Source organism: Enterococcus sp. BWR-S5, from assembly GCF_016745255.1.
Taxonomy (GTDB): Bacteria; Bacillota; Bacilli; order Lactobacillales; family Enterococcaceae; genus Enterococcus_L.
In genome coordinates this window covers 110,152-127,203 of record NZ_JADOEQ010000012.1, presented here as the reverse complement: position 1 = coordinate 127,203, position 17,052 = coordinate 110,152, and the positions used below count along the sequence as shown (strand labels likewise).

At 41.8% G+C, this 17,052-nt stretch carries 15 protein-coding genes; 5 read left to right on the top strand and 10 right to left on the bottom strand.

The genetic code is table 11. The annotated features are described in order from the left end of the window. Positions 1 to 2: 2 nt before the first annotated feature. The 6 genes from IW510_RS14210 to IW510_RS14185 form a co-directional block, all read right to left on the bottom strand. Positions 3 to 875 carry a carbohydrate ABC transporter permease gene (locus IW510_RS14210; RefSeq protein ID WP_202060718.1) on the bottom strand — a complete coding sequence of 291 codons (873 nt, stop codon included), beginning with the start codon at positions 873 to 875 and terminating at the stop codon, positions 3 to 5. A gap of 28 nt (positions 876 to 903) precedes the next feature. Next, the gene (locus tag IW510_RS14205) at positions 904 to 2,160 is read right to left on the bottom strand and encodes an extracellular solute-binding protein (protein WP_202060717.1); all 1,257 of its coding nucleotides are present in this window, start codon (positions 2,158 to 2,160) and stop codon (positions 904 to 906) included. A 90-nt stretch (positions 2,161 to 2,250) separates the two neighbouring features. After that, positions 2,251 to 3,258, bottom strand: coding sequence for a LacI family DNA-binding transcriptional regulator (locus tag IW510_RS14200; RefSeq protein ID WP_202060716.1), 1,008 nt, complete (start codon positions 3,256 to 3,258; stop codon positions 2,251 to 2,253). A gap of 150 nt (positions 3,259 to 3,408) precedes the next feature. Further along, entirely contained in the window at positions 3,409 to 4,227 is an 819-nt protein-coding gene (locus IW510_RS14195; RefSeq protein ID WP_202060715.1) for an alpha/beta hydrolase, read from the bottom strand. 2 nt (positions 4,228 to 4,229) lie between these two features. Continuing rightward, the gene (locus tag IW510_RS14190; protein ID WP_202060713.1) at positions 4,230 to 6,515 is read right to left on the bottom strand and encodes a glycoside hydrolase family 65 protein; all 2,286 of its coding nucleotides are present in this window, start codon (positions 6,513 to 6,515) and stop codon (positions 4,230 to 4,232) included. A 72-nt stretch (positions 6,516 to 6,587) separates the two neighbouring features. Further along, positions 6,588 to 7,466 carry a helix-turn-helix domain-containing protein gene (locus IW510_RS14185; RefSeq protein WP_202060710.1) on the bottom strand — a complete coding sequence of 293 codons (879 nt, stop codon included), beginning with the start codon at positions 7,464 to 7,466 and terminating at the stop codon, positions 6,588 to 6,590. 308 nt (positions 7,467 to 7,774) lie between these two features. Here IW510_RS14185 and IW510_RS14180 point away from each other — a divergent pair, with 308 nt between their 5' ends. The 4 genes from IW510_RS14180 (at position 7,775) to IW510_RS14165 (ending at position 12,567) form a co-directional block, all read left to right on the top strand. Next, positions 7,775 to 8,935 carry a galactokinase gene (locus IW510_RS14180; protein WP_202060708.1) on the top strand — a complete coding sequence of 387 codons (1,161 nt, stop codon included), beginning with the start codon at positions 7,775 to 7,777 and terminating at the stop codon, positions 8,933 to 8,935. Between the two features lie 144 nt (positions 8,936 to 9,079). Beyond that, positions 9,080 to 10,075, top strand: coding sequence for a UDP-glucose 4-epimerase GalE (galE, locus tag IW510_RS14175; protein WP_202060706.1), 996 nt, complete (start codon positions 9,080 to 9,082; stop codon positions 10,073 to 10,075). A gap of 5 nt (positions 10,076 to 10,080) precedes the next feature. Continuing rightward, positions 10,081 to 11,562 carry a UDP-glucose--hexose-1-phosphate uridylyltransferase gene (galT, locus tag IW510_RS14170; RefSeq protein ID WP_202060704.1) on the top strand — a complete coding sequence of 494 codons (1,482 nt, stop codon included), beginning with the start codon at positions 10,081 to 10,083 and terminating at the stop codon, positions 11,560 to 11,562. Between the two features lie 15 nt (positions 11,563 to 11,577). Next, a complete protein-coding gene (locus tag IW510_RS14165; protein WP_202060800.1) occupies positions 11,578 to 12,567 on the top strand; it encodes a LacI family DNA-binding transcriptional regulator in 990 nt (329 codons plus the stop codon). Positions 12,568 to 12,692: 125 nt separating this feature from the next. Here IW510_RS14165 and tsaD read toward each other — a convergent pair whose 3' ends face one another. The 4 genes from tsaD to tsaB form a co-directional block, all read right to left on the bottom strand. Further along, positions 12,693 to 13,712, bottom strand: a complete 1,020-nt coding sequence (gene tsaD, locus IW510_RS14160) for a tRNA (adenosine(37)-N6)-threonylcarbamoyltransferase complex transferase subunit TsaD (RefSeq protein WP_202060702.1) — start codon at positions 13,710 to 13,712, stop codon at positions 12,693 to 12,695. Between the two features lie 85 nt (positions 13,713 to 13,797). Beyond that, on the bottom strand, positions 13,798 to 14,244 hold the full coding sequence (gene rimI, locus IW510_RS14155; protein WP_202060700.1) for a ribosomal protein S18-alanine N-acetyltransferase: 447 nt from the start codon (positions 14,242 to 14,244) through the stop codon (positions 13,798 to 13,800). Further along, positions 14,241 to 14,798 (bottom strand): ribosomal protein S18-alanine N-acetyltransferase, encoded by a 558-nt coding sequence (rimI, locus tag IW510_RS14150; RefSeq protein WP_202060698.1) that lies wholly within the window; start codon positions 14,796 to 14,798, stop codon positions 14,241 to 14,243. The genes rimI (IW510_RS14155) and rimI (IW510_RS14150) overlap by 4 nt, the downstream gene beginning before the upstream one ends. Next, entirely contained in the window at positions 14,773 to 15,498 is a 726-nt protein-coding gene (gene tsaB, locus IW510_RS14145; protein WP_202060697.1) for a tRNA (adenosine(37)-N6)-threonylcarbamoyltransferase complex dimerization subunit type 1 TsaB, read from the bottom strand. The genes rimI (IW510_RS14150) and tsaB overlap by 26 nt, the downstream gene beginning before the upstream one ends. Positions 15,499 to 15,683: 185 nt before the next feature. Between tsaB and IW510_RS14140 the strand changes: the two genes are divergently transcribed. Next, entirely contained in the window at positions 15,684 to 16,976 is a 1,293-nt protein-coding gene (locus tag IW510_RS14140; RefSeq protein ID WP_202060696.1) for an SPFH domain-containing protein, read from the top strand. Positions 16,977 to 17,052 lie beyond the last annotated feature (76 nt).

Here is a 17,052-nt window from a genome sequence, read left to right as displayed (position 1 = left end):
TCCTACACTTCAAATTTGCGTGAGGTCCGTATTTGCAGAACAGATATCAGACCAATCACAAGAAACAGCACAACCGCAATTGCATTGGCATAGCCAAACTTATTACTCTTGAACGCATAATTGTAAACCAGTAACCCTACAGAAGTTGTTTTTCCACTCGGACCGCCACCGGTCAGTGAATAAACCAAATCAAATGCAGTCAAGCCATTTTTCAGCGCCAGAATAAACACCATACTGATGGATGGCAATAAAAATGGAATTTCTACATTCCAAAACCGTTGTCTGGAGGATGCGCCATCGATTTCGGCAGCTTCCATCACATCCTTTGGTATACTTTGCAATCCTGATAAGAAAATAACAACCGGAATGGCAATCCCTTGCCAAAGTGCTACAAACAGCACACCGATGACAGCTGTCTTTTCATTGGCAATCAAGTTTTCCTGTAGAAAAGCAATTTTCAATGTTTCGCCGATTTGTGTCAGTCCATAGTTGAAAATTTGTTTAAAGATTAAGCCTAAGGTCACCGTACTCAGAACTGCCGGAAAGAAATACACAGTCCGAAAGAAACCAGATGCTTTTAGTTTGCCATTTAGTAGTCTGGCGATAAAAATTCCTATTACCACTTCGCCAACGATCAGTCCCACTGTAAAAATAACGGTGAACCAGATAGAAGAGCGCAGTTTTTCATCTGTAAGGATTTCCTTAAAATTATCAAAGCCGATAAAATTATAGTTTGACGTCAATCCAGTCCAATCAGTAAAGCTGTAAAAGAACCCTTGAAGCATTGGAAAGTAGAAAAATATCAACTGCAGCAGGATAGGGATGATCAAGAATGAATACGCCCAGCCAAGACCAAGGACACCTTTCTTTTTCATTTGATCGTTACCCTCTTTCTATTAAAAATTATTTTTTCATTGCATCAAAAAATGTGTTCAGATTTTTCGCCAGCTGTTCACGATCCCCATTGTTGATATAGTCAACTGTTGCGTACCAAAAATCAGCTTCGGAATCCCATTCGTTATGAAGCCAGATGATTTGTTTGTCTGTCCCCACCAGTTTGGAAACCTCTTCGATTTCAGGGAATTTACCTTCTGTATCAACGGTGGTTACAAAGGTTGGTGAACCATCCACATCATAATATTTCTGCATGGCTTCTTTGCTTGCCAAATAGCTGACAAATTTTTCTGCTGCTTCTTTATTTTTTGTTGTTTTGCTGATGGAAACAGCCAAGTCAGCTGCGCCAGCTGTCAGCTCTTCTCCTTCTTTGACGCCTGGATGAGCAAACATCCCAACTTCAAACTCAGGGTCTTGGCTTTGAATTGCCGGCAGTGCCCATATCCCATTGGCAAAAATCATGGCATCGCCGGAAGCAAAGGCTGCTACGGCATCATCATAAGTGGCACCGTTCGCATTTTTCTGCGTATTGTCTCTCATGATATCCAGCTCATCCGCAACCTTTTCAAAGGTTGGATCATCTGCCTTGATTGAGTCTTGGGGACTACGTAGCAAGTAATCATTTGCCTGTTCATGTCCGCCTGTAATCGTTGCCCAAGCTAATTGATGGAAGCCATTCAAGAAGCCAGCAGCATCTGTCGTCAAAGCGGCTGAGAATGGTGTCTTTCCATCTTTTTTAATAGTTTTTACGATTTCTTCAAATTCTGCCCAAGTTTTCGGCTCTTCCAGTCCCAGCTTTTCAAATTCAGTTTTGTTGTAGAAGAAGCCATATGCATTATTCGTCAGTGGAACAGAATATATTTTGTCGTCAACAGCATAAGATTCAGCTGCTCCTGCTTTTATATCTTTCATGATGTCGGAGCCTGTCAAGTCTTCAAACATATCATTTTTTGACCATTCGACAAAGTCTGGTAATGCTGGATAAGCATGAACAATATCAGGAACATCATTACTGGCCATTCTCGTCTTCAAAACAGTAAGTCCATCCGGCACGTTAGTCAGCTTCACTTTGATATCAGGGTTTTCCTCTTCAAAATCCTTGATAATCTCTTTCATCGTCGGAACCATTTCTTGTTTCTGAAAGAAAAACTCAATTTCTTTTTGCTCCCCATCCGCAGAATCATTCTTTTTAGCACCACATGCAGTCAAAATACCTCCCAGAGTTAAAGCTGCTGTCAGTAACACTAATTTTTTCATTCTTTTCATCACAGTGTACCCCTCTCGTATTAGTAGAAAAGCGTTTCCAATAACTTATGTGCACACATTACTGTTTACTAAAATATTTGTCAACCATTATTATTCACTTTCTCGAATTATTATTTTTCCGGGAATAATGCAACGTACCGGATAGTCTCTCATACCATCAATTTTCTCCCGTGCAAAGCGAATTGCCGTCCGACCAAGCTCTGTTGTCCTAAGCTCAACAGTCGATAACGGCGGTGTCAAATACTCTGACACTTCGATATTATCAAAAGAAACTAAGGCAATATCCGATGGAATATTCAGACCAGCTTTTTGAACCGCACGATACACACCGACAGCCATAGGATCACTGGCAACCATGATTGCCGTCGGAAGTACTTGCTTATGCTGATTGATAAAAGCTTCAGTGAGCTCCATTCCAGATAGGGTACTCCATTCACCAAGAGCCAGCTGAATATGCTCTTCCAAGCCTTTTTCCTTCATCCACTGCTTGTAAGTAACCGTTCGAACATCGTCCTCATCCAACGTGACTGTTCCGTCCGGCAGATGAGCCGTTCGAACCCCTCCGATAAAAGCAATCTTACGATGCCCCTTCTCATATAGCCGATCTAAATGCTGGCGTGCTGCGCCTTCAATATCAGAGTAAACAGTCTCATATTTCTCCGAGGTATAGGGATCATCCACGACAATCAGCTCGCTATTGTGGGCATAGAGCTCTTCCAAAAATGATTCCTCTAAATGGCCTAAAATAATAACACACCCAAACGAATCCAGTTCTTCACTGCGAAATTCACTATCTAGTCTAAAGATTCTGTTTGCAGCAATCTTTTGTTTCTTTGCTTCTTCGAATATCCCTAAGCGAATAGAACGGAAATACGGATCATCGATTTCTTCTGCTTCAGAAACCGTCGTCACAATCGCTACCGATGCCGCTCGGGATCTTTTGGCAGGTCCTTTCACATAGTTCAGGTCTGCCACGGCAGTTTCAATTCTTTTTTTGGTCTCATCAGTAATCGACAATGCCGAATCCTCATTCAAAAAACGTGAAACTGTTGTCGGTGACACCCCTGCTCTTCTTGCAACATCTCTTATTCCAGCCATAATGACTCCTCCTATTAGTGTACAAAATTATATTTTACTATATATCGTTTACTTTATTCGACTTAACTATAAGACGAATAACAAGAATTATCAAGTAAAAACAAAAAAAGTAAACAAGATTTTCACCTTGTTTACTTAAAGAGCTATCTATCATTTATTCTGTAAAGCTGCAGTTCTTATCCAGCGGGCAGCCAGCTCCGGCCAGCCTTGAATATCGTGATTTAACATGCTTTTGTCTGGTGCATTGGTTTCCTCTGTTCCTAATGATAGCCCATGTTGTCCTTTGGGGTAAAGGTGGCATTCGCAGAAAATCTGCTTTTCCACTAACTGTTCAACCAGTAACAAGGTATTCTGGACAGGTACAACCTGGTCCTCCATTGTATGCCAGATAAAAGTTGACGGAAAATCGGCCGTTACCAGCTTCTCTATCGAAACCGCTGCTCTCTCTTCATCAAGATGACTTCCCAGAAGCTTTTGAAAGCTTGATTCATGGCGATAGCTCCCACCAGAAATAACAGGATAGCACAGAAGAAGCCCGGCAGGACGTAGCTCCTCTGCATTTGTTGATAAATCAGCTAAAAGCGGCTGATTCCAGTATGCTCCTAGGCTGGCGGCTAAGTGTCCGCCAGCGGAAAAACCCATGACAAAAATTTGATCTGAATCAATTGGATAGCGGACAGCTTCAGCTCTAATTAACAGCATCGCCTTCGCCAGCTGGCGCAAAGCAGTTGGAAACTTAGCCGGAAAAACACTATATTTCAAAACAGCTGCATGAAAACCTAATGAAAGCAATTTAATTGCCACAGGCTCAGCCTCACGATTCGACAGATTCTCATAGCCACCTCCCGGACAGATTAGGATCAACGGTCGTTTACGAGTCGGTGCAATTTCTTCAAAATTCTCCTGTAAGTAGAACGTCAATTCTGCCTGACAATTCTCTTCCATGATTGTCTGACGGTAAAAAAACATAGCTATCGCTCTTTTCTATAAGGTATTTCCCAGTCATTCCCTAGAGATACAACCGCCTTCTGTCCATAAACTGAGACAGGCACAGCCGCTCCCTCGATTACTGAAAGCTGAATCTTTTCTTTATCTACGCTGATGTGCAGTAAACTCCCTTGATATTTTATAGAAAATCGACAATCTGTCCATTTCTTTGGCAATCGCGGTGTTAGCTCCAAAAGGTCTTCTCTAATTCGTAATCCGGCAAAGCCAAAGACCAAGCCTAAATAAGTCCCACCCATATTCGCTGCATGAATGCCGTCCTGTGTATTGTGATGAGAATTCGTAATATCTATTTTTGAAGACTCTTCAAAATAGCGGTATGCCTTTTCTACATCCCCAATTTGGTTTGCAACAATACTGAAAATACAGGAGGACAGCGATGAATCATGGGTTGTCAGTTTTTCATAATAAGTATAGCCTCGCTCGATTTCTTCCGTTTTAAAGGATTCATCATGCAGGAAATAGGCCAACACCATATCCGCTTGTTTACATACCTGATGTCTATATAGGTACAGAGGATGATAATGCAGCAATAATGGAAAGTTTTCTTTTGGCAGCTCTTCAATTGGCAATATCGGCTTTCCTAAAAAGCTGTCGTCCTGTGCGTGAATTTGAAGCTCTTCAGAATAGGGCAAATACATCGCCTTCGCTGCTGCTTCAAAAGCCGCTATTTCTTCCTCAGTCACCGCTAATTTTTCTAAAAACGGTGCATTCTTTTCCTTTAAAAGCGGATAATGCTTTACTAACCAGCGTAATTGGTATTGAACAGACTGATTCGTGTAATAATTGTTATTGACCACACAGGTATATTCATCAGGACCGGTCATACAATTTAGGACAAACCTCGAGCCCTCATAATGTCCTGCATCCAGCCACAGACGACTTGTCTCAATTAGAATTTCTCCACCGTAGTCAATCAAACATTCCAGGTCCCCGGTTGCCTGATAATATTGGATAATTGAATACGCAATATCGCTGTTGATATGGTATTGCGCTGTTCCTGACGGGTAGTAGCCGGAGGATTCTGTTCCGGAAATTGTTCGCCATGGAAAAAGCGCCCCTTGCTTATGACCTAGGATTCGGGCGTTTTCACGTGCTTTATCTAAAATAGTGTAGCGAAACTCAATTAGCTTGCCTGTAATCTCGGGATTAGTCAATGTAAAGAACGGCATCATGTATATCTCAGTATCCCAGAAATAATGCCCTTCATATCCCTCGCCGCTAAGTCCTTTGGCAGCGATATTGGAAATGCCATCTTTTCCCGTCGACTGAATCAAGCTGTACAAGCTGTAATCCAACGATTCATTCAATAGCGGATCTCCCCCCACAGACAGCTCTGCTTGTTTCCAGAAATGCTGCAGGTACTCCTCCTGGGCTTGGTACCATTCCTCCAATGTTTTTTCTTGAACCGCTTGCTTCAGAAGTATACCATCTTCCATCAGATTGTATCTTCTGGAATCTAAAAACAAGCTGTACTTAACCAAACGGGCCGTCTCTCCAGCTGTTAACCGGCCGTCAAAGACAACAGGGACGCTGTCGCTCTCCTCTACAAGTCCCAAGTCAAGCTGTGGAGATACATCATGAAAAACAAGTGTTTGAACCGCAAGCTCTGATGTCTTTGTCTCTGCCGTAATTTTTGAATACGCTTCACGTTCATCGTAAAGTGTTTCTGTAACCGTCAAATAGTCCTCTGCCTCAGCAGCCATCCTTGGGTCATTCGGGTTAACAAAGTTTGTGGCACTGCCATGGTGCTCTGACAGGATAGATATCTCACCAGTAAAATCGTGGGAGGTCACCGTTACTTCAATTGTAAATAAAGGCAGTAAAACAAAGGAAGTCATTCTCCGATAACTAACAGTTACAGCTTGCCCCTCTTTACTCTTCCAATCAAATGTTCGTAAAGCTGTCCCCTTCTCCATATCCAGTATTCGCGTCAACTCTCGAACCCCTTGGCTAAATGCCGTAACCTCTTCTCCATTCAAATACAAGTGGAGCGTTTGAGTATCCGCAACATTCAGAATGACCTCTTTTTTATTTGGAAATCCATATAACTGCTCCGCCTGCTTCATTTCTGCAATATCATACACGCCATTGATATATTGTCCTCGGCTGGTTACAAAATCGGTTGGATATCCCTCTTCAAAATTTCCTCGAACACCGATATATCCGTTCGCTGTATGAAAAAGAGTTTCCTGAAGTCTCAGCTCTTCATTCGTCAAAGGAAACCCACGCTTTATCATCTGTTTACTCATCTGCGCACACCTCTCTCTTCTTTTGCCTTAGTGTACCACTACTTTGTAATCGATTTCTTTTTAATTCTTCTTTTATTTATGTCGATTTCTTATCTTCATTTGGTATTCCTTTGGTGTCATCTGATAAGCCTTTTTAAACCCATGAATATACGAATGAATACTGGAAAAGCCATTATCAATAGCAATGTCAGTAATTGTTTTGTTCGCCAGTTGCAATTCTCTAAGTGATTTATTCAAACGAAAGTCAATTAAATATTGATAAAAACTTCTCTTCATCGTAGCCGTGAAAATTTTGGAAAAATAAGAAACAGAATAGCCGGCAACAGCCGCCGCCTGCTCCAAGGTCAGTGTATTTTGGTACCCTTGTTCGATTATATCCAATACCTTTGATAATCGTTCCTTGATTTCAAAGACTCGTTCTTCTTCCTCAGATGGTACACGTGTTTTTCGATAAAGCTGCAGTAATAGCTTCAACAGTAATGAGACGATCTCCGCTTCATAATAAGGAGCTGCCTGCTCATAGAGAGAACCGATTGCTTCAATATACTCTGTCAAAACTGATTTGTTTTCGTAAACCAAGCTTGAGTCAAATATTCCTTGATCGTACTCGGGAAACCAAGCTTGAATAAATTCGGAAGGGATTAACAATGTAATGCCGCTCATTTCATCCCCTGCCTCAACAGCAGAAATCTGATGAATTTCACCACTATTAATTATTTTTAAGTCTCCAGCCATCATTATCTGCTGATTCCCTTCAATCATTAAACCTACTCTTCCGGAAGCAACGAACAAAATTTCTAAGCTTCTATGCCAATGAACCGGAGAGGACAGCTCTGGGCCCCCAAGCTGTTGATTCCATATTTTTATCGGCAGCAACGGATTATCACTCCGTACAAATTCGTGGATAGCCACATGCCTCACCTCTTGATTTAAGATTCTATTCATCCACATCAGTATAACTCATTTACTTAAAAAAGGGAGTATTCATTCTCTATGCCTCAATACAGAAAACGGCTCAGAAGCTCTTTTGTTCACACTTACAGTTTCAGCAACTAACACAGATAAATAACTGCCATATGAATAATGTACCCATCTCTCCCAACAGCAAAACCACGACGGACTATTCAAATCGCACACACAAACAACCCTCAGCGCGCTTCACAATTCTTTTATTTTGTGAAACGCTTTCTTTTTCTCTTGAAATTATTTAGTAAATGTTTTACAATAAATTTACTAAATAATTTACTGGAGGTTTTTTTATGGAAGCAAAGCTGAAACAAAATTATTCATCAATCTTCGAGTCAGACAATGGGGAAGCCTATTTTGCCCCCGGACGTATCAATTTGATTGGTGAACATACAGACTACAATGGCGGACACGTTTTCCCTGCAGCGATTACAATCGGCACCTATGGGATTGCTGAGAAAAGGACAGATAAAAAAATTCGCTTATACTCTGAAAACTTTGCTGAACTTGGAATAATCGAATTCGATTTGGATGATTTGTCATATCAAAAAGAACACGATTGGACCAATTATCCCAAAGGAATGATTCGTTACTTAATAGAGCAAGGCGCTTCGATTGATTCTGGAATGAACATTTTGTTTTACGGTACAATTCCTAACGGTGCCGGACTCTCTTCTTCTGCCTCCATTGAATTATTGACTGGCGTCATCTTAAATGACCTCTTTCAATTAGAGCTTGATATGCTGACTCTCGTGAAAACCGGAAAGCGCGTAGAAAATGAATTTATCGGGGTCAACTCCGGTATTATGGATCAGTTTGCTATCGGTATGGGGAAAAAGGATCAGGCAATATTGTTAGATACCAACACATTAAAATACGAGCTTGTGCCTGCCGTCTTCGGCGATTATGTCGTAGTCATCATGAACACAAACAAACGCAGAGAGCTGGCTGATTCCAAATATAATGAGCGGCGCGCAGAATGTGAAGAGGCATTGCGCCGTCTACAAGCACAGCTAAGCATCGAAGCATTAGGCGAATTGGACGAAGAAACCTTCGAAGCAAATCTGCCATTGATTGCTGACGAGACGTTAATCAAACGAGCAAGACATGCAGTTACTGAAAACCAACGGACATTGAAAGCAAAAAAAGCGCTGCAAAATGGTGATTTAAAGGCCTTTGGCGAATTACTAAATGCTTCTCATCATTCGCTTCAGATGGATTATGAAGTAACTGGAATCGAATTGGATACGCTGGTTGAAGCGGCACAAAAACAAGATGGTGTACTTGGCGCACGTATGACAGGCGCAGGCTTTGGCGGTTGTGCAATCGCGTTAGTCAAAGAAACTTCCTTAACGCCTTTTATTGATACAGTTGGACAAGAGTACCTGAGTAAAATTGGCTACAAAGCAGATTTCTATAAAGCACATGTTGATGATGGTGCCAGAAAGCTGTAAGCCACGAAATGCAACTGAAGAAATAACATTGACAACAGTTTCTATCATTTGAAAGCAGCTTGATGATAGAAAAAGATAGTTATTTTTCAACCAAACCAATAAGCCACAATCGTTGTGGTGAGAATACTTTTAGGAGGAACGTATATGACAGTTTTAGTATTAGGCGGTGCGGGCTATATCGGGTCTCATGCAGTCCGTCAATTAATCGAAAAGAAATACAGAGTTGTTGTAATTGATAATTTGTTGACCGGTCACAAGGAAGCTATTCATCCTGATGCGGTTTTTTACGAAGGAGATATTCGTGATAAGCCTTTCGTGGAAAGTGTCTTTAAAAAAGAAGCTATTGATAGTGTTATCCATTTTGCAGCTAGTTCCTTAGTTGGCGAATCCGTTGAAAAGCCATTAAAATATTTTAACAACAATGTTTACGGAATGGAGATTTTGCTGGAGGTCATGGAAGCTTACAATGTGAAAAAAATTGTGTTTTCCAGCACAGCGGCAACCTATGGCGAACCGGAAAAATCACCTATTGACGAAACCTTTCCTACGAATCCTAAAAATCCATACGGCGAAAGCAAGCTAATGATGGAAAAAATGATGAAATGGTGCGACCAAGCCTACGGAATGCGCTATGTGGCGCTTCGCTATTTCAACGTAGCCGGAGCTGCAGCGGATGCGTCAATTGGAGAGGATCACACACCGGAAACACACCTTGTACCTATCATTCTGCAAGTGGCATTAGGTCAACGGCAACAGCTTTCTATCTTTGGTGATGATTATCCAACACCTGATGGCACTTGCATTCGTGATTATGTACATGTCGAAGATTTAATTGCTGCGCATATTCTAGCTTTAGAATATTTAACCGCAAGAAATGAGAGCAATACCTTTAACCTTGGTAGCAGCCAAGGCTATTCTGTCAAAGAAATGCTAGATGCTGCTCGTGAAGTGACCGGAAAAGAAATCCCCGCTGTCATTGCCCCACGCCGTGCCGGCGACCCAGGCACCTTAGTCGCTTCCAGCACCAAAGCGATGGAACTACTAAAATGGCAGCCGCAGCATACAAGTATCAAAGAAATTATTGAAACCGCCTGGAATTGGCATACCAGCCACCCAAACGGCTATCTTGAACAGGAGTGAATACGATGTCGATTAGTCAAACAATCCATGCTTTTGCTGATTTAGCCATTCAAACCGGCAGTTGGAAAGAAATGGATCGCTTGTACTTGCAAAATAGAATACTTGGGATGATTGGTGAGGATGCACTTGAGCCCATTGAACAAACAGAAAGTGTTGATCCCCTTGAATTGCTTGATACATTGATGGAACAAGCCAAAAGCAACAACGTAATCGGCGCTTTACAAGCCGATTATGATATTTTGGAGGCCCAGCTGACGGATTTGCTCACCCCTTCTCCAGCTGCAGTCAATGAACAGTTTGCTCAGCTTTACGAAGATCGACCTGAAGCTGCTACTGACTATTTCTATCAGTTATGCAAAAAAAATAACTATATCAAAACAAAGGCTATCGCTCAAAATATCGTTTTTCCGACAAAAAGCGAGTATGGTATACTGGAAATAACGATTAATCTTTCTAAACCTGAAAAAGATCCAAAGCAAATTGCTGCAGAAAGAACCAGTGTTTCTGTTAACTATCCAAAATGTCTTCTTTGTATGGAAAATGAGGGCTACAAAGGACGAATCAATCATCCGGCTAGAACCAATCACCGGATTATCCGAATGAGCTTAGATGATGAAGCATGGGGATTGCAATATTCTCCCTACGCCTACTATAATGAGCATGCGATTGTCTTATCAGAAGAACATCGCCCAATGAAAATTTCAAAAGAAACATTTAAGAGACTTTTGAGTATTACTGAGTTTTTGCCACACTACTTTGTCGGCTCCAATGCAGACTTGCCGATTGTCGGCGGCTCAATCCTATCTCATGACCATTACCAAGGAGGACGCCATACCTTTGCAATGGCAGAAGCTGATATAGAGAAGTCCTTCGAGCTAAGTCGCTTTAAGTCTGTACAGGCAGGTATTGTTAAATGGCCAATGTCGGTGATTCGTCTACAGGGACAAACTATTTCTGAGTTAACGGAAGCTGCTGACTGGATTTTGTCTCAATGGCGTGCCTACTCTGATGAAACAGTTCAAGTTCGCGCCTATTCTGAGGATGGAACACCGCATCACACCATCACACCGATTGCACGTCGCAGAGGAGAGCTGTTTGAGCTTGATTTAGTTTTACGGGATAACAACGTCTCAGAGGAATATCCAGATGGCATTTTCCATCCTCATAAAGAAGTTCATCACATCAAAAAAGAAAATATTGGTCTGATTGAGGTCATGGGCTTAGCCGTCCTTCCCCCACGATTAGCAGAAGAGCTAAAAGAAGTGGAAAGTTATCTGTTAGGTCAGAAAAATGAAATGGCTGACTATCACAAGGACTGGGCAGCACAATTAAAGGCAAGCAAGACAATCACTTCTCAGAATGTCACAGCGATTATTCAAGAAGCGGTTGGAAAGGTGTTTGAGCAGGTATTGCTAGACGCCGGTGTATTCAAACGAGATGCTCAAGGGCAGGAAGCATTCCAAAGATTTATCGATTATTTGCAATAAGAGAAGGTGAAGCGTATCGCTACAATTAAAGACATTGCTCAACTCGCAGGTGTATCTCCTGCTACTGTTTCCCGTGTTCTAAATTACGATCAGGGATTATCTGTAGGTGATGACACAAAGAAAAAAATCTTTGAAGCAGCCGAAGAGTTGAATTATACAAAATTCAAGAAAAACGTACCTCAGGATAAACAAACGATTCGCTTGGTCCAATGGTTCAACGCTCAGGAAGAGCTGGCGGATATTTACTATCTATCTATTCGTCTTGGCATTGAACACAAGGCAGAGGAACTTGGCTATACCTTATTTAAAGAGCCGCTCGATCAACTGACGGATAAACCGGCTGATGGAACCATCGCTTTAGGCAAATTCGATCAAGAGCAAATCGATGCACTCAGCCAGCTAAGTGGGAAACTGTTATTTACAGATTTCGATGCTTCTGCCTCCGGCTTTGATTCATTGGTTGTAGACTTTTCTCAAAGTATCGATCTTGTTCTTGAAAAGCTTCTGAATGAAGGTCACAGAAAAATTGGCATACTCACTGGAATAGAGTATACAAAAGGCTCGGAAGAACCGTTGCCTGACCCTCGTTACAAACTGTTTGAGCAGAAAATGACTGAGAGAAATCTTTTTAATGAAGATTTTGTTATCAAGGCACCTTTCACTGTCGAAAGCGGCTACCAGCAGATGATGACTTTTCTCAATCAAGGTTCTGCCCTCCCTGATGCTTTGTTTGCGTCCAGTGATGCCTTGGCAATCGGAGCGATGCGCGCACTTCAGGAAAAAGGGATTCGAATCCCCGAGGATATTTCAGTTATTGGATTTAATGATGTCAGTGTAGCAAAATATGTTTCTCCCCCCTTATCTACAATCAAAGTTTACACAGAATGGATGGGGGAGCTGGCAGTCAATACCATTGCAGAGCTGCTAAAGGAAGAAGCACCCGTGCCCAGAAAAATCATGCTTGGCACAGAGCTGGTCAGCCGATTATCCACAAAGAATAGTTAGTCTATAGTTTTCATAAGTAGCAGCGCAGGATTCCCCTGCGCTGTTTAACATTTAATTATTAAAATTAATAACAAAGCAAAAAGGAGACACGCTGATTTTAAACCAGCATGTCTCCTTTTCTATTCTCAATTAAAGCTCAGCCCAGGCACAGCATTTAAATAATAATCTGCTACATGCCCCTTCTTCAGCTCAATATGTGCAGCAGCACCAATCATTGCTGCATTATCTCCACACAGCTTTAAAGGTGGAACAATTAGCTGAACATCAGGCAAGTACTCAGAAACCATCTTGTCCAAAGCTTCCCGCAACCCCTTGTTGGCTGCTACTCCACCTGCCACAATCAATTGCTTCACAGGGTATTCTTGACAAGCTCTCAGAGTTTTAGCAGTCAGCACCTCAATCACACTTGCTTGAAAGCTTGCTGCTAAATCCTCTTTTTTCAGCTGTTCATCACGTTGTTCTGCGTTGTGAACCGTATTGATGAATGCACTTTTCAGTCCACTGAAGCTGAAATCACAGTTGTCTTCCTTCATCATTGCCCGAGGAAAATGGAAGGTATCCTGTCCTTGATGCGCCAGTTCATCAATTTCTTTGCCGCTTGGGTACGAAAGTCCCAATACTCTCCCGACCTTATCGTAAGCTTCACCGGCAGCGTCATCTCGAGTTTCCCCAATAATGTGATAGGCCCCATCCTCTTCCATATAAACTAATTCTGTATGACCACCGCTGACTAAAAGAGCCATTAGCGGAAATTCCAACGGTGCAACGAGGCGAGCTGCGTAAATATGGCCTGCCATATGGTTTACAGGAATCAACGGCAATTCATGCGCCCATGCAAATGCTTTTGCTGCCGATACACCAATCAGCAGTGCACCGACCAGCCCCGGTCCATAAGTTACCGCCACAGTCGAAAGCTCATCAGCTGTAACATTTGCTTCCTGCAAAGCTTCTTCGATACATAAGGTAATCTGTTCCACATGATGGCGACTCGCCACCTCAGGAACCACACCGCCAAAACGTCGATGACTTTTTATTTGAGAAGCAATGATATTTGAAAGGATTTCACTGCCGTTTCTTATTACTGCAACACTCGTTTCATCACAGCTGCTCTCAATGGCTAACAACAGTTCATTTTCTTTTTCCATGTTCGTCGATTCATCCTTTCATTCTTAGTAAGTCCATTCGTTTTATCTCTTTATTATATCTAAGCTTCTAAAAGCGTTACTATAGCTATAATGTTAATTCGAATATCAGTCCATCTTCCTTGGGATGGTGGTAGTAGTTCTTACGTGTATGAATACATTGAAAACCAAACTCTTTGTAAAGAGCTTGCGCTCCATGATTGGATTCACGCACTTCCAAAAGGACTCGAACAAAGCCTTGTTCACGCCAATGGCTGATTGCTTCCTTCAACATTAGCCTTCCATAGCCTTGACGCTGATACTCCCTGCCAATAACAACATGTGAAATATCCAGTTCATCCAACACCTGATAATAGCTGATAAAACCAAGCCAGTTATTTTCCTCTGTAAAAATCAGGTAACGGCTATTTTCCTGAGCAACATCTTGTTTAAATTGATCCAGTGACCAAGACGAGCCATGGAGATAGCTCTGCTCACTAAGCTGCCATAGCCTCTCTTCGCTCTTTTCCTTCTGTTTATTCAACTCTATAATCATTTGTCTTCTTCTAAAAGCTTAATCATTTCCAACGCATCTTCTCCATCATCATAATAAGAAGGAGTAATTTTACTGGAAATGAAGCCAGCCTTTCGATAAACACTTTGTGCATGCTTATTACTCAAGCGAACCTCCAATGACATTCTCTTACATGCCTGCTCTTCTGAAAAGCGAAATGCCTCCTTCAGGAGATAGGTTCCCAAGCCTTTGCCCTGCCCCTTTGCAGCTACTGCAACATTCGTGATATGACCATCAAAATCGATTATCCGACAACCAATAAAGCCAATTGTCTGTCCGTCTTTTTCTGCAAGGATATATAAATGTGGATTTTTGGAACTGAGCTCTGATAAAAAAGCCGACCTGGTCCACGGTAATTCACCTGCGTAAACTTCACGTTCAATGGAAAGCAAATCCTTGATATCATCCGGTGTAATCTCCCGCAACATGTAGGTATCTTTTCCAATAGTGACCGATCGATTATCATAACTGCTCCAGCTTTTCTTTTTTCCAAATAGCTTCCGGATAGAATCAAATTTTTTCAACGTAGTTTTCATCTCCCAAAGAATGTTCTTTTAGCCAGTTCTCTTCTGCCTCCACTCTTTTCAGATAGAGAGGAAGAAACTGATGGATATCCTTTTCAGGTGTTGCATCGGCCCCTAGCTGTGCCAAAACGACAGCAGACGGGATTTGCCATTGCGGATACGTATTGATGACCGCAGCCGGCAGCTTTTCTTCAATTAATAAGCGAAATTTTTCTACATCCTCGCCAACAAAATAAACAGATGGATATTCACTCAGACGAGTGAGCCATGCTTCCAAAGAAGTGTGGTGGTCTGAAACGACGGTCTCCCACTCCTGCTGATCTTTATTATAAGAATATGCCCCTGTATAGACATTGTTTCGTCTAGCATCAAATAGTGGAACGATTAGGCTCTCTACATTCACGCAGCCAGCGGCCAATGTCAGCAGACTGGAAATACCCACAAGCTCCTTGTTCAACGTATAAGCGATTGTTTTCGCAGTGGTTACACCGATTCTAAGCCCCGTATAAGAACCAGGTCCCTGAGCCACTACGACTCGATCTATATCAACCGGCTTCAGCTGACTTGTCTTCATCAGCTCAGTAATTGCCGGCATCAAGGTCATACTATGATTTTTCTTTGTTGTACTTGTATATTCTCCTAGAATTCTATTTCCTTCCATAACAGATACTGATAGTGTCTGATTGGAGGTATCGATAGCTAAAATGCGCACAAAAAAACCAGCCTTTCCCTTTCTTTTGTCGATTCATTGTAGCACATTTTCGTGCCAAGGTAAAAACCGGAAAAAGCATTTTTCCTTCTTGTGCATAAATTGGTCGTTTTTTCATCCCAAAGTATTATTCTTACACTAAAAACCTATGGTATAATACGATTACATTCATTTAAGGAGGAAATAAAATGGGTATTATCAAGACAGCTTTAGGTGCTGTAACCGGCGGCATTGGTCGCGCAGCAATAGACTCTGTTTCAGGAGGTTTGGCGGATCAGTGGATTGAGGTTATTGAACCAGATGAAATGTCTGCTACAACAGTAATGACAAAAGGTGTTTTTGTCAAAAGAGATGACAAACGCGGCTCAAATAAAAAATCAACAACAGATGTGATTACAGACGGTTCTGTCATTCATGTCTATCCAAATATGATGATGATTCTTGTGGATGGTGGAAAAATTATCGATTACTCCGCAGAAGAGGGCTACTATACAGTCAAGAACGACTCTGCCCCATCATTGTTCAACGGAGATTTAAGAGAAGCAGTGACAGAAACATTCAATCGAGTAAAATTTAGTGGAACAACGCCACAAAAACAACAGGTTTTCTACATTAATCTACAGGAAATCAAAGGATTAAAATTCGGTACTGCTACACCTATCAACTATTTTGATAATTTTTATAATGCGGAGCTTTTCCTAAGAGCACATGGAACGTATTCAGTAAAAATTACTGATCCGCTACTTTTCTTTACCAATTCAGTTCCTAGAGATAAAACAAAGGTTGATATGAACGATATCAATGAGCAGTATTTAGCAGAGTTTCTGACAGCTCTTCAAGCGTCAATCAACAAAATGTCTGCAGATGGGGAACGAATTTCTTATGTCCCTTCAAAAAGCATGGAGCTGAGCAGCTATCTTTCCAACGTTTTAGATGAAAGCTGGCGCTCACTAAGAGGAATTGAAATCGTATCAGCTGCCGTTGCAAGCATTTCTTATACAGATGATTCAACAAAACTAATCAATATGAGAAACCAAGGTGCGATGCTTGGCGATCCAAGTGTTCGTGAAGGCTACGTTCAAGGTGCAATGGCAAGAGGAATGGAAGAAGCCGGAAAAAATCCGGGTGGAGCAACAGCTGGATTTATGGGTGTCAACATGGGCATGAATGCCAGCGGCAACTATTTTGGGCAGGCATCACAGGCTAACCAGCAACAAATGCAGCAGCAGGCACAATCGCAGCAACAGCAGCAAAACCAACAAGCAGCTAATGGGGGCGCTGAAGGTGGATGGACGTGTCCGGATTGCGGCACAGAAAACCATGGCAAGTTCTGCTCCAACTGTGGGACATCCAAACCGGAAGACAATAAGCCTAAGCTAGAGATGAAATGTGCGGATTGCGGCGAGGTTGTTGATTTATCCAGTGGTATTCCTAAGTTCTGTCCGAACTGTGGGAAACCTTTCCAAGCTGTTCCACTATAAAACAAACAGTCAAACAAAACAGAGAAAGATTAGTTAGGGTTAGAAATGATGGTATCAGTTTATTGGAATATACAGC

What these genes read in the sequence shown, in the direction of transcription:
- IW510_RS14210 (WP_202060718.1), bottom strand. Translation starts at nt 875, where the DNA reads ATGAAAAAGAAAGGTGTCCTTGGTCTTGGCTGGGCGTATTCATTCTTG.
- IW510_RS14205 (WP_202060717.1), bottom strand. Translation starts at nt 2,160, where the DNA reads ATGAAAAGAATGAAAAAATTAGTGTTACTGACAGCAGCTTTAACTCTG.
- IW510_RS14200 (WP_202060716.1), bottom strand. Translation starts at nt 3,258, where the DNA reads ATGGCTGGAATAAGAGATGTTGCAAGAAGAGCAGGGGTGTCACCGACA.
- IW510_RS14195 (WP_202060715.1), bottom strand. Translation starts at nt 4,227, where the DNA reads ATGTTTTTTTACCGTCAGACAATCATGGAAGAGAATTGTCAGGCAGAA.
- IW510_RS14190 (WP_202060713.1), bottom strand. Translation starts at nt 6,515, where the DNA reads ATGAGTAAACAGATGATAAAGCGTGGGTTTCCTTTGACGAATGAAGAG.
- IW510_RS14185 (WP_202060710.1), bottom strand. Translation starts at nt 7,466, where the DNA reads ATGTGGATGAATAGAATCTTAAATCAAGAGGTGAGGCATGTGGCTATC.
- IW510_RS14180 (WP_202060708.1), top strand. Translation starts at nt 7,775, where the DNA reads ATGGAAGCAAAGCTGAAACAAAATTATTCATCAATCTTCGAGTCAGAC.
- galE (WP_202060706.1), top strand. Translation starts at nt 9,080, where the DNA reads ATGACAGTTTTAGTATTAGGCGGTGCGGGCTATATCGGGTCTCATGCA.
- galT (WP_202060704.1), top strand. Translation starts at nt 10,081, where the DNA reads ATGTCGATTAGTCAAACAATCCATGCTTTTGCTGATTTAGCCATTCAA.
- tsaD (WP_202060702.1), bottom strand. Translation starts at nt 13,712, where the DNA reads ATGGAAAAAGAAAATGAACTGTTGTTAGCCATTGAGAGCAGCTGTGAT.
- rimI (WP_202060700.1), bottom strand. Translation starts at nt 14,244, where the DNA reads ATGATTATAGAGTTGAATAAACAGAAGGAAAAGAGCGAAGAGAGGCTA.
- rimI (WP_202060698.1), bottom strand. Translation starts at nt 14,798, where the DNA reads ATGAAAACTACGTTGAAAAAATTTGATTCTATCCGGAAGCTATTTGGA.
- IW510_RS14140 (WP_202060696.1), top strand. Translation starts at nt 15,684, where the DNA reads ATGGGTATTATCAAGACAGCTTTAGGTGCTGTAACCGGCGGCATTGGT.